Below are 12,566 nucleotides of genomic sequence, written 5' to 3'. Positions count from 1 at the left end.
GCGCGCAGGGCCGGAAGTGGCGAGCGAGTGTGCGCAGCCTGTATCGAGCAAGCCGTGAATGGCCAGCCGCAAGGCTTGAATTGCGGAGGCTGGTAGGCTTGGGAAGGCGCCTGGCCACGATCCTGCGAGTACAAACAAAAGCCTGACTCCATTCATGCAATGAGAATGGCGTCACATTAATGGCTATTGGATATTGCGAACATCAGGTTGGACCTGATTGTGGGTAGGGGAATCCCTTACACAGAGGAACCTTGTGCTGCGACAGAGGTCGCGCAACGAGGGGATGCAGCTGATGAAATGACGTGGCCAGTAAACCATGATGTTAATGTGACATCAATGCCTTTGCGTGGCATTTTGTATGAGGGTCAAGGTCCGGCGATCACCGCCGATAACTTCTATTAGTGAATTCATCAGAACAAGCCCAGGAGTCATTAATGGCCGGCATTCTCGACACGGTAGATCAACGCACGCAGCTGGTGGGTGAGAATCGCCTGGAAATTCTCATGTTTCGCCTGGCGGGACGGCAGCTGTTCGCGATCAACGTCTTCAAGGTGCAGGAAGTCCTGCAACTGCCAAAGTTGACCCTGATGCCGCAGCGTCACCCGTTCGTGTGCGGCGTGGTGAACCTGCGCGGCCAGACCTTGCCGGTGATCGACCTGTCCCAGGCCATCGGCATGCGTCCGCTGGTGCCCAGCCCTACCAGCACCATCATCGTGACCGAGTACAACCGGTCGGTGCAGGCGTTTCTGGTGGGCGGTGTCGACCGCATCGTCAACATGAACTGGGAAGCGATTCTGCCGCCACCGACCAGCGCCGGTCGCCAGCATTACCTGACGGCCATCAGCAAGGTCGACGATCAACTGGTGGAAATCATCGACGTCGAGAAGGTCCTGGCCGAGATCGTTCCGTACAACGCCAAGGTGTCCCGCGACAAACTCGACGATCCGGTGCTGGAACGCGCCCGTGGTCGCGAAGTGCTGCTGGTGGACGACTCCAATGTGGCCCTGTCCCAACTGCGCGACACCCTGGGTCAGCTCGGGGTGAAAATGCACATCGCCAGCGACGGTCTGAAAGCGCTGAACATGCTCAAGGCCTGGGCCGATACCGGCGTGGTCATGACCGACAAGCTGCTGATGATCTTCACCGACGCGGAAATGCCGGAAATGGACGGCTATCGCCTGACCACCGAAATTCGCAACGACCCACGCCTGCGCGGACTCTACGTGGTGCTGCACACTTCGCTGTCCGGCAGCTTCAACGACTCGATGGTGAAGAAGGTCGGCTGCGACAACTTCCTCTCCAAATTCCAGCCGGACAAACTGGTCGATGTGGTGCGCCAGCGTTTGATGCTCGACGAAGTCCCGGCCTGACGGGACGCCTGAGGCCGGTATCAGACTTGCCCATCAGGTGCTTCTTTGATTCGTCGGCCGGCTCGTATATCGTGGCGTTTTTTGCCCACCAGGGAGCTGGCCATGTTGCGTCTGAGTGCGCTGTATCGATACCCGTTGAAGTCGGGCAAGGGTGAAACCTTGCAGCAGGTCAATCTTGACCGGTTGGGGCTGGACGGGGATCGACGCTGGATGCTGGTGGATGAGGCCAGCGGGCGTTTCCTGACGCAACGTGCGGTGGCGCAGATGAGTCAGTTGTCGGCGCTGTGGAACGCCGCAGGCGGCCTGACGCTCAGCGCGCCGGGCCACGGGCCGATTGACGTGGCGTTGCCCGCCGCCGATGCGCAACTGCGCGGCGTGACCATCTGGCGTGACACCTTGCGCGTACCCGACGCGGGTGACGCGGCAGGGGCGTGGGTCAGCCAGTTCATTGGCAAACCGACGCGTCTGGTGCAAGTGCCCGAGGCGCTGGCCCGAACCACTCAGGCCGGTTATGGCAAAGACGACGATAAAGTGGCGTTTGCCGACGGTTTTCCATTGTTGCTGATCGGTCAGGCGTCCCTTGAGGACTTGTCGCAGCGAGTGGGTCGGCCGTTGGAAATGTTGCGGTTTCGGCCCAATCTGGTCATTGAAGGCAGCACCGCGTTTGCCGAGGATGGCTGGAAGCGGGTGCGGATTGGCGATGTCGAGTTCCGTGTCGTCAAACCCTGCTCACGCTGTATCCTGACCACCATCGACCCGCAGACTGGCGAGCGCAGTGAAGACCGCGAACCCCTGGCCACGTTGCAGCAGTACCGGGCGCAAGAGGATGGCGCGATGTTTGGCCAGAACCTGGTGAACGACAGCAATGGCCGCCTCGAAGTCGGCATGCCGGTGACGATTCTCGAATGAACCAGGCGTATGCCTGAACGAAAAATGCCCGTGTCCATGGACACGGGCATTTTTTTGCATCGGTGAAACCCTTAGCCGCGGTATTCGCACAGGTAAGCGGTATCGACGGCAACCTTGAGCTGGAACTTGCTGTTGGCAGGCACATTGAACTGGCTGCCGGCGGCGAAGGTTTCCCAGTCGCTGCTGTCAGGCAGTTTGACGGTCAGGGCGCCGGAGACCACGTGCATGATTTCACGCTGGCTGGTGCCGAATTCGTATTCGCCCGGTGCCATGACACCAATCGTGGCCGGACCTTCAGCGGTGCCGAAGGCAATCGATTTGACGGTGCCGTCGAAGTACTCGTTGACTTTAAACATGGGCGATTCCTCGAAATGGGCTAAAAAGGCCGGCCAGTATGCACAAGGGGCTTTCAGTCGTCACCTCTGTGAACCGGAAGAATCAGCGGCAACAGGCGCGCTGTATTACGGGCATCTTCAAGAGCCCGGTGCTGCTGACCGTTGAATTGCATGCCGGCCAATTGCAGCGCGCCATTGAGCCCCAGCGGCCGCTCTAGCCTGCGGGCCTTGGCGAATCGTTGCTTGAGGTTCATGTGCGGGACGTGGTTCAAGGCACTGTGCAGGGCATGGCGTTGCCATTCCTGTTCCAGTTGCTTGCGGTCGTAATCTCCCCAACTGGCCCAGCCTTCAAGGCGTGGCTGATGTTGCGCGAGCCAGCGCTCGAACGACGCCCAGACGTCGGTCAACGGCTGGGCCGTGTCGATGCTGGCCTGGGTGATGCGCGTCAGTTCTCGGCAAAACGGTGTCAACAGCGGTCGTCGCAGGGGGCGAACGAAGCGCTGAAAGTGGTCCTGCTCGCGGCCTTCACGGTTGACCAGTGTGGCGCCGATTTCGATGATTTCCATCTCGGCCACTGGCCAGCCGCCTTCATCGGTTGTGGCTTCCAGATCAATTACCAGCCAGTGGGGCATCGCCGCTTTCCTGATTTGCACCTCTCAATGAGGCTGAGCGTAGCCAAACCCGGCGAATCCGCCTAGCGGCTTATTCAACCTCCAGGAGAATCTGGCGGTTTTTCACCTGATCGCCTGCGCCGACCTGCAAGCGTTTGATCACACCGTCAATACCGGCCTTGAGCGGATGCTCCATTTTCATCGCTTCGAGTACCACCAGCAGTTGGCCTTTGCTGACCTGGCTGCCTTCGCGGACCAGCACCTGGACGATGGCGCCATCCATCGGCGCTTTGAGGGTGCCGCCGTGCAGGCTGGCCTGGGCGGCGACCGGCGCCTGGGTCTGGTCTTCCAGCAGCAGACCGCCGGGACGGGTGAACAACCATAGCTGCCCGGCGTCGAGGTGGTAGGCGTAACGTCGGCAGATACCGTTGATCTCCAGCGTGGCGTGGCGGTCGTCCAGTTGCAGCGACTTGAGTTGCAGGGTTTGCCCGGCCACTTCAATTCGCAGGTGCCCATCGGGGTGGGCGGTCAATTCGCTGCTCCAGCGATCATCGCCACGGCCAAGGTGCTGGCGCAGCGGCACGCTGGCGTTGTTGCGCCAACCGGCCAGTGCCGTTGGGTGGGCCTGGGCTGCCTGCTGATAGAAGAGGGCGGCGGCAATGGCCAGTTCAGTAGGCGTGGGTATTTGCGGGTGCAGGCTGGGGTGATCGGCAAAGTACCGGGCAATGAACCCGGTGCTGAAATCCCCGGCGATGAATTGCGGGTGCTCAAGCAGGCCTGCCAGCAGCCGCTGATTGCTCTGCAAACCCAGCAACACGCTGTCTTCGACGGCGCGCAGCAACTTGCGCCGGGCCTCTTCACGCGTGGCGCCGTGGGCAATGATTTTGCCGAGCATTGGGTCGTAAAACGGGCTGACCGATTGGCCTTCCAGTAACCCGTGGTCGATCCGCACACCGTCCTGCAAGGCCGGTTCCCAGCAAGTCACGCGGCCGGTCTGGGGCAAAAAGCCTTGCGCTGGGTCCTCGGCGTACAAACGCACTTCGATGGCATGCCCGTTGAGCTGGACCTGGTCCTGGCGCAGCGGCAATGGCAACCCGGCCGCGACGTCCAGTTGCCAGGCCACCAGGTCCAGGCCGGTGATCAGTTCGGTGACCGGGTGCTCGACCTGCAAGCGGGTGTTCATCTCCAGAAAGTAGAACTGCCCCCGTGAATCGAGCAGGAACTCCACGGTCCCCGCGCCCACATAGTTGACTGCGCGGCCGGCCTTCAACGCCGCTTCGCCCATGGCTTGGCGCAATTGGGCCGTCATGACCGGGCAGGGCGCTTCTTCGATGACTTTCTGGTGGCGGCGCTGGATCGAACAGTCGCGCTCGCCGAGGTAGATCAGGTGCCCGTGCTGGTCGCCGAACAGCTGGATTTCGACGTGGCGCGGGTCGATCAGCGCTTGCTCGAGAATCAGCTCGTCGCTGCCAAAGGCGTGCAAGGCTTCGGAGCGGGCGGTACGGAGCTGTTCAGGCAGCTCGCTGGCGGAGTGCACGAGCCGCATGCCGCGTCCACCGCCACCGGCGCTGGCCTTGATCATCAGCGGATAGCCGAGGCGTTCGGCCTCGCGGCTCAGGGTGGCATCGTCCTGTTCGGCGCCCTGGTAGCCACCAATGCACGGCACACCGGCGGCAAGCATGGCGATTTTCGACAGGCGTTTGCTGCCCATCAGTTCAATGGCTTCGGGGCTTGGGCCGATGAAGGTCAGGCCGGCCCGGGCGCAGGCCGTGGCGAACTCGGCGTTTTCCGAGAGAAAGCCGTAGCCGGGATGGATGGCATCGGCCCCGGTGCGTAGCGCCGCGTCAATGATCGCGGCGCTGTTGAGGTAGGACTGTTGAACCGCAGCGGGGCCGATGTTGACTGCCTCATCGGCCATGCGCACATGCAGGGCACCGACGTCGGCGTCGCTGAACACCGCCACGGTGCGGTAGCCCAGGGCCTGAGCCGTGCGCTGGATGCGGCAGGCGATTTCACCGCGGTTGGCGATGAGGATTTTGCGCAGGGTGGGCATGATGTGATCCTTGGTGTTGTGCGGTGTTTTTGAGGGCCTCTTCGCGAGCAAGCCCGCTCCCACATTGGATTGCATTTCAACTGTGGGGGAGGGCCGGTCGACGCTCGATTGCTCGCGATGCTTTTAAGGCGCCCACCCCGGTTTGCGTTTTTGCACAAACGCCATCGTCCCTTCGACGCCTTCCGCGCCTGTCACCGCTTCGCTGAACCACTCGGCTGCCTGGTCCAGCAGCGGTCCCAGAGGCTGTTCGGCACTGGCCAGCAACAAGGCTTTGGTCGCGGCATTGGCGCCGGGCGCGCAACACATAACATGGGCGAGCACTCCATCCAGGCGTTCGGCCAGGGCCTGTGGGTCGTGTTCGACAAAATGCACCAGCCCCAGGCGCCGCGCTTCATGCCCGTCAAAACGCGCTGCGGTCAGGGCCAGGCGCCGGGCCTGAGTCAGGCCAATGCGCTGGACCACGAACGGCGCGATTTGCGCCGGCAACACGCCGAGGCTGGTTTCCGGCAAACCGAACTGAGCGTTGTGTTCTGCCAGGGCGATATCGCTGACACAGGCCAAGCCGAATCCGCCACCGAGCACCGCGCCTTGCAGCACCGTGATCAGTACTTGCGGCGCATGTTGGGCTTCTTCGAGCAGGGCGCCGAAGGTGCGGTTCAGTTCGCGGTAAGCCTCGGGTCCTTGAGCCCGGGCATTGGCCATGTCTTTCACATCGCCGCCCGCGCAAAAATGCCCACCGGCACCGCCGAGCACCAATGCCCGGATGCTTCGGTCATCGCGCACCGCCGCCAACACGGCGCGTAACTCGGCAACCATCTGCAAGCTCATGGCGTTGCGGCTGTCCGGGCGGTTCAGGGTGATGTGCAGAACGCCGTTGTGGGTTTCCAGCAACAGGGTTTCGCAAGCAGGCAGGCTGTTCATTTCTTTTTCCCCGGCAGGATGCCCATCAGTTTGCAGATGATCCCCAGCATGATTTCGTCGGCGCCGCCGCCAATCGACACCAGTCGCACATCGCGGTAAGCGCGGGCTACCGGGTTGTCCCACATGAAACCCATGCCGCCCCAATATTGCAGGCAACTGTCGCTGACTTCCCGGCCCAGCCGTCCGGCCTTGAGTTTGGCCATGGACGCCAGGCGCGTGACGTCCTGGCCTTTGACGTATTGCTCGGTCGCCTGGTAGACCAGCGCCCGCAGGCATTCGATCTCGGTGGACAGTTCAGCGAGGCGGAAGTGGATCACCTGATTGTCGATCAACGCGTTGCCGAAGGTCTGGCGTTCCTTGCAGTACTCGATGGTGCTGTCGACGCAGTACTCAAGGCCCTTGATCATGTTCGCCGCGCCGAACAGCCGCTCTTCCTGAAATTGCAGCATTTGCATCATGAAGCCGGCGCCTTCATGGCCGATGCGGTTGCGCTGTGGCACGCGCACGTTGTCGAAAAACACCTGGGCGGTTTCCGAGCTGCGCATGCCGAGCTTGTCCAGGTGCGAGCCGAGGCTGATGCCGGGGCTGTTCATCGGCACGATGATCAGCGACTTGTTGATGTGCGCCTTGTCGTCCGAAGTGTTGGCCAGCAGGCAGATGAAGTCGGCGCTTGGCGAGTTGGTGATCCACATCTTGCTGCCGTTGATTACGTAGTCGTCGCCGTCCTTGCGCGCCGTGGTTTTCAGCCCGGCGACGTCAGACCCCGCGCCGACCTCCGAGACGCCGATGCAGCCGACCCATTCACCGCTGATCGCCGGGCGCAAGAACTCTTCACGCAGCTCATCGGAACCGAATCGCGCCAGCGCCGGGGTGCACATGTCGGTCTGGACACCGATCGACATCGGGATGCCGCCGCAATGGATGGTGCCGAACTCTTCGGCGGCGACAATCGAATAGCTGTAGTCGAGGCCCATGCCGCCGAACTTTTCCGGTTTGGAGATGCCCAGCAGGCCCAGCTCGCCGGCCTTGCGGAAGATCTCGTGAATGGGAAAGCGCCCGGCCTTTTCCCATTCATCGACGTACGGATTGATTTCGCGGTCGACAAAATTACGGATGGTACGGCGCAGTTCTTCGTGTTCCTGGGTGAAGATCATTTTTATTGTTCTCCCTAAACCTGGTGGTAATCAGAGCCTCAAAAACGTGCGACCCCAAAACTGTTGGGTTGTAGCTGACGAACCTCGGCCTCGCGACAAATGTCCAGCAAATAACCGAGTAGCGTGCGGGTATCCCGTGGGTCGATCAGCCCGTCGTCCCACAGGTTGGCGCTGCCGTACAGCGCGGTGGACTGGCTGTCGAGTTTTTGTGCGGTGACCTGTTCAAGCATGTCGAGCATTTTCGGGTCGGGCACCAGGCCGTCCTTGAGCTGCTTGGCTTCGGTGACGATACGCAGCACTTTGCCGGCCTGGGCGCCGCCCATCACGGCCGTGTGGCTGTTGGGCCAGGCGAAGATGAAACGCGGGTCCAGGCCCCGCCCGCACATCGCGTAGTTACCGGCCCCGTAGGAACCACCGACCACGATGGTCAGCTTCGGCACCCGCGCATTGGCCACGGCCCTGGATCATCTTCGCGCCGTGTTTGATCACCCCGTGCTGTTCGGCTTCGGTGCCCACCATGAAACCGGTGGTGTTGTGGAAAAACAGCAGCGGGGTTTGGCTCTGATCGCAGAGCTGGATGAACTGCGCAGCCTTGCTTGCGCCTTGCGGGGTGATCGGGCCGTTGTTGCCGATGAATCCGCAGGGCTGACCCTGGAGATGCAGATGGCCGCAGATCGTTTGTTGATCGAACTCGCCCTTGAACTCAAGAAAACGTGAGCCATCGGCGATGTGGGCAATGATTTCGCGCACGTCGTAGGGCTTTTTGGGGTCAGCGGGGATCAGCCCCAGCAGTTCGTCGATGGGGTACAGCGGCTCGTCCCAATGTGGCGCCGTGCGCAGCGGTAACCGTGCATTCCACGGCAACAGGCTGACGATCTCGCGCACCAGCCGCACACCGTCGGCATCGTTCTCGGCCAGGTACTCGGCGGTGCCGGCAACTTGCGCGTGCATTTGCGCGCCACCGAGTTGTTCATCCGTGGCGACTTCGCCGGTAGCCGCCTTGAGCAGCGGCGGGCCGGCCAGAAACAGCTTGGCTTTGCCGCGCACCACCACCACGTAATCCGACAGCCCTGGCTGATAGGCGCCGCCCGCCGTGGCCGAACCGTGGACCACGGTGATTTGCGGCAGGCCCATGGCCGACATCCGTGCCTGATTGGCAAAGCTGCGGGCACCCTCGATGAAAATCTCCGCCGCGTAGTTGAGGTTGGCTCCACCGCTTTCGGCGAGGGTGATCACCGGCAGTTTGTTTTCCATGGCGATCTGTTGCAGGCGCAGGGATTTTTTCAGGCCGCTGGGGGAAATGGTCCCGCCCTTGATCGCGCTGTTGTTGGCCACCACCAGCACCCGCACGCCGGACACGTAGCCAATGCCGGCAATCAGGCCGCCACCGGCCTGACTGCCGTCCTTGTCGTCGTGCAGTTTGTAGCCGGCCAGGCTCGCCAGTTCGAGAAACGGCGCGCCGGGGTCGAGCAGCAGGTTCAGGCGTTCGCGCGGCAACAACTGCCCGCGTTGCTCGAATTTGGCTTTGGCCTCCGCAGCCTTGGCCAACAGTTGCTGCTCCAACTGGCTCAGGTGTTCGACTGACGCGAGCATCGCCTCGCGGTTCAGGGCAAACTGCGGGTGGTGCGGGTCGAGCTCGGATTCAATCACTGGCATGGGTTACTCCTTGTCCTTGAGCACGTCCGGCAGGTAAGCGCGGTGGAATCCGTTGAAGGGTTCGCTGCGTTGCGCCTTGTGGATCGGCCATGCGCGCCCGCCGAGGCTGGCCGCGCCGTCGATGCGCAAGGTGCTGCCGCTGATGAAGGCTGCTGCCGGGCTGAGCAGAAAAACAATGGCCGCGCTGACTTCCGACTCGGTGCCGATACGCTTGAGTGGCACATGCTCGCGCAGGGTCGGGATCACGGCTTTGAACGCACCTTCGTAAGTGTCCATGCCGCTGGAGGCGATCCAGCCTGGCGCCACCGCGTTGACCCGCACACCGGCATAACCCCATTCGAAGGCGGCGGTCTTGGTGAAGTTGTCCATGCCCGAGCGTGCGGCGCCGGAGTGACCCATGCCCGGCATCCCGCCCCACATGTCGGCGAGCATGTTGACGATGGCCCCGCCATGTTGGCTCATGGACTGGTTGAACACTTCCCGGGCCATCAGGAAACCGCCGACCAGGTTGGTCCGCAGCACGGTTTCAAATCCCTTCTGATTGATCGCCGACAGCGGTGACGGGTACTGGCCACCGGCATTGTTGACCAGTCCGTGGATGGGGCCGTGTTGGCTGATCAGTTGCCGGATCAGCGTGGTCACCGCATCTTCGTCGCGGATGTCGCAGGTCTGGTAGCTGGCGGTGCCGCCGTCCTGACGGATTTCCGCCGTGACGGTTTTGAGTTTGTCGACCCGGCGTCCGACCAACAGGACGTGGGCGCCAAGGGCGGCGAGTTCGTGGGCGGTGCAGCGGCCGATACCGCTGCCGCCACCGGTGACAATGATGGTCTGGCCGGCGAACAGGTCAGGCTTGAAAATGGAGTCATAGGCCATGGCGATACTCCTCTAGTTGACGTGGTCGGCGATGCCTTGCGGCACCGGGATCTGGATCTCCAGCAACTGCTGGGCGAACGCCTTGCCTTGCGGGTCGATCCGCAGGCTCGCAACGCCGCCGCCCCCCAGAGCATTCTCCAGCAGAAAGTTCAGGCTGTGGCTGCCCGGTAGATACCAACGCTCGACGCGCCCATGAATCGGGTCCAGGACGTGGCTCATCCAGTCGACGATGACCTCGGGCGTCAAGGCTTCGGCGATCCACGGCAGGTACTCGGGCGCGCGGGCCATGACGCCGATGTTGCTGTGATTGCCCTTGTCGCCGGAGCGCGCCACTGCCAGTTTCACCAGCGCCACACTGGCGTCGGCGCGGCCGTGGGGTTTGGGCAGGTCATGAGGACGGGGCAGGGTGGCGCTGTCGAGACGGTCGAGGGCCGGCAGGGTGCAGCGGTGGCGCTGGCCGAGCAGGTCGATGTCCAGGGTGCAGGTCGCCTTGTCGATCAGGAACGAAAACAGCCGGATCAATGGGTACACCGTCGGGCGTCCGCCGACGATGCCGGTCAGGCCCCGGCGCCATGCCGGTGGCGGCCTGGGCGATTTCACGGGAGAACAGAATCAGCGCGCGTTTGTCCGGATGACGCACCGCCAGTTTGATCACCACTTCACGGCTGTCCTGGCGCTGACCGTGAGGGCCATACGTGGCCTCGCTGCCCAGCAGTTCGATGTTCACTTCGCTGTAAGGCGCCCAGCCGCGCTGGCCGAACATTTCCGAGGTTTTGTCGATGATCGCCTGGCTGACGCGCCGGGCCTTGGCCACGGCGTCGATGCCGGCGATCAGGCAACTGGCGGTGCAGCGAAAACCGTCCGGGTAAGTGGCGCTGACCTTGTAGTGGTCGGTGGGCGGCAGGCCTTTGGCGCCATGGACCCGCACCGCATTTTTGCCCTGTTGCTGGAGTTTGACCTGACTGAAATCGCAAACCACGTCGGGCAACAGGTACGCGCGCGGGTCGCCGATTTCATAGAGCAGTTGTTCGCCGACCGTCAACGGCGTGACCAGCCCGCCGCTGCCTGGCGGCTTGGTGACGATGAACTGGCCGTCGGCACTGACTTCGACGATCGGGAAGCCGATGTGTTCATAGTCCGGCACGTCGCGCCAATCGGTGAAGTTGCCGCCGGTGCACTGGGCGCCGCATTCAATGATGTGCCCGGCCAGTGCAGCCTGGGCCAGTTTGTCGTAGTCCTGCCAGGACCAGCCGAATTCATGCACCAGTGCCGCGCTGACCACCGCACTGTCGACCACTCGCCCGGTGATGACGATGTCGGCGCCCAGGCGCAGGGCTTCGACGATGCCCGGTGCGCCCAGGTAGGCGTTGGTCGACACGCACAGGGGCGGTAATGGCGCGCCGCTGAACATTTCGGTCACGCCCGCGCTGCTCAGTTCCTTGAATCGCGGTTGCAGGTCATCGCCCAGCAGTACGGCGATTTTCAACGGCAGGGCGGCTTTATCGCAGGCCGCTTGCAGGGCGGCAGCGCAGGCCAGCGGGTTGATGCCGCCCGCGTTGCTGATAACGCGTATTCGTTGTTCGGCGATTTTCCCCAGCAGCGGGCTGAGGGTTTCAACGAAATCGGTGGCGTAACCGGCCTGAGGGTCCTTCATGCGGGCGCCGGCCAGCAGGGACATGGTGATTTCGGCCAGGTAGTCGAACACCAGGTAATCCAGACGTGCGCCGTCTACCAACTGCGCGGCGGCGGTCGAGGTGTCGCCCCAGAATGCACTGGCGCAACCGATGCGCAGGGTTGTGTTCATGGCGGGCCTTTCTCCTGAAAGCACTGCGGCGAGACTACCAAGCAAGCGCTTGGTTTGTAAACGCTGCAAATACTTCCGTCCAAGCGCTTGCTTGGTTCACCTCACCAGCATAAATTGCGCGCGCAAGCACCCGGTTGCCGGGCGCCAGACGGTAATCGTTTCAGGCAAGTGAAGGAGAGCGGCGTGGACGAGCAAAAAGCCCTGCAAGTGATGCGCGAGTTGGTGGACAGCGGGCGTATCACCGACCCCGACAGCGCCCGTGGCAAGTTGCTGCAAATGGCCGCTCACCTGTTTCGTAACAAGGGTTACGAGCGCACCACGGTGCGTGACCTGGCCAGTGCGGTGGGGATCCAGTCCGGGAGCATTTTTCATCACTTCAAGAGCAAGGATGAAATCCTCCGGGCGGTCATGGAGGAAACCATTCACTACAACACTGCGCTGATGCGCGCTGCACTGGCGGACGCCCACGATGTGCGCGAACGCGTGCTGGCGCTGATTCGTTGCGAATTGCAATCGATCATGGGCGGCAGCGGCGAGGCGATGGCGGTGCTGGTTTACGAATGGCGTTCGCTGTCGGTGGAAGGGCAGGTTCAGGTACTGGCCCTGCGCGATGTCTATGAGCAGATCTGGTTGCAGGTTTTGGGTGAAGCCAAGGAGGCCGGGTTTATCCGCGGCGATGTGTTTATCACCCGACGTTTCCTGACGGGCGCCTTGTCCTGGACCACCACCTGGTTTCGTGCCGAAGGCAGCCTGAGCCTGGACCAATTGGCGGATGAGGCCTTGATATTGGTCCTCGAAGAAAAATAGCGCGGGCGGCGCGATGGATTAAATAGCCAGTACCAAGTTGTCTAAGTGGGCGAAACCGCCTAGCTTAGAAGTA

Annotated in this window: 9 protein-coding genes and 2 pseudogenes; 3 read left to right on the top strand and 8 right to left on the bottom strand. The window is 62.3% G+C overall.

Annotated features, from left to right (window positions below; translation table 11 throughout):
* Window positions 1–434: 434 nt before the first annotated feature.
* Together AABM54_RS17480 and AABM54_RS17475 are read left to right on the top strand one after the other, a co-directional pair.
* Window positions 435–1,370 (top strand): chemotaxis protein CheV, encoded by a 936-nt coding sequence (locus tag AABM54_RS17480; RefSeq protein ID WP_347901251.1) that lies wholly within the window; start codon window positions 435–437, stop codon window positions 1,368–1,370.
* Between the two features lie 102 nt (window positions 1,371–1,472).
* Window positions 1,473–2,279 carry an MOSC domain-containing protein gene (locus tag AABM54_RS17475; protein WP_347901250.1) on the top strand — a complete coding sequence of 269 codons (807 nt, stop codon included), beginning with the start codon at window positions 1,473–1,475 and terminating at the stop codon, window positions 2,277–2,279.
* Between the two features lie 71 nt (window positions 2,280–2,350).
* Here the strand turns inward: AABM54_RS17475 and AABM54_RS17470 are convergent, their stop codons facing one another.
* The 8 genes and pseudogenes from AABM54_RS17470 to AABM54_RS17435 form a co-directional block, all read right to left on the bottom strand.
* Window positions 2,351–2,635, bottom strand: coding sequence for a pyrimidine/purine nucleoside phosphorylase (locus AABM54_RS17470; protein ID WP_007940055.1), 285 nt, complete (start codon window positions 2,633–2,635; stop codon window positions 2,351–2,353).
* Window positions 2,636–2,688: 53 nt separating this feature from the next.
* Window positions 2,689–3,246: an exonuclease domain-containing protein gene (locus AABM54_RS17465; protein WP_347901249.1), complete on the bottom strand. Its 558-nt coding sequence runs from the start codon at window positions 3,244–3,246 to the stop codon at window positions 2,689–2,691.
* A 70-nt stretch (window positions 3,247–3,316) separates the two neighbouring features.
* Window positions 3,317–5,278 (bottom strand): acetyl/propionyl/methylcrotonyl-CoA carboxylase subunit alpha, encoded by a 1,962-nt coding sequence (locus AABM54_RS17460; RefSeq protein ID WP_347901247.1) that lies wholly within the window; start codon window positions 5,276–5,278, stop codon window positions 3,317–3,319.
* Between the two features lie 123 nt (window positions 5,279–5,401).
* Complete coding sequence (locus tag AABM54_RS17455) at window positions 5,402–6,199, bottom strand: enoyl-CoA hydratase-related protein (RefSeq protein ID WP_347901246.1); 798 nt, start codon at window positions 6,197–6,199, stop codon at window positions 5,402–5,404.
* Window positions 6,196–7,353, bottom strand: a complete 1,158-nt coding sequence (atuD, locus tag AABM54_RS17450) for a citronellyl-CoA dehydrogenase (RefSeq protein ID WP_347901245.1) — start codon at window positions 7,351–7,353, stop codon at window positions 6,196–6,198. Before atuD ends, AABM54_RS17455 begins: the two co-directional genes overlap by 4 nt.
* Window positions 7,354–7,391: 38 nt before the next feature.
* Window positions 7,392–9,009, bottom strand: a pseudogene (gene atuC / locus AABM54_RS17445) (geranyl-CoA carboxylase subunit beta).
* Window positions 9,010–9,012: 3 nt separating this feature from the next.
* Window positions 9,013–9,882, bottom strand: a complete 870-nt coding sequence (locus AABM54_RS17440; protein ID WP_347901244.1) for an SDR family oxidoreductase — start codon at window positions 9,880–9,882, stop codon at window positions 9,013–9,015.
* A gap of 12 nt (window positions 9,883–9,894) precedes the next feature.
* Window positions 9,895–11,686, bottom strand: a pseudogene (locus tag AABM54_RS17435) (acyclic terpene utilization AtuA family protein).
* Window positions 11,687–11,869: 183 nt separating this feature from the next.
* Here AABM54_RS17435 and AABM54_RS17430 point away from each other — a divergent pair.
* Complete coding sequence (locus AABM54_RS17430) at window positions 11,870–12,493, top strand: TetR/AcrR family transcriptional regulator (RefSeq protein WP_347901243.1); 624 nt, start codon at window positions 11,870–11,872, stop codon at window positions 12,491–12,493.
* The last annotated feature ends 73 nt before the right edge of the window (window positions 12,494–12,566 follow it).

The sequence above is a fragment of the Pseudomonas purpurea genome, assembly GCF_039908635.1.
GTDB classification, from domain to species: Bacteria; Pseudomonadota; Gammaproteobacteria; order Pseudomonadales; family Pseudomonadaceae; genus Aquipseudomonas; species Aquipseudomonas purpurea.
Note: the sequence above shows the minus strand (reverse complement) of the source record. Positions and strands in the feature narration are given on the sequence as shown.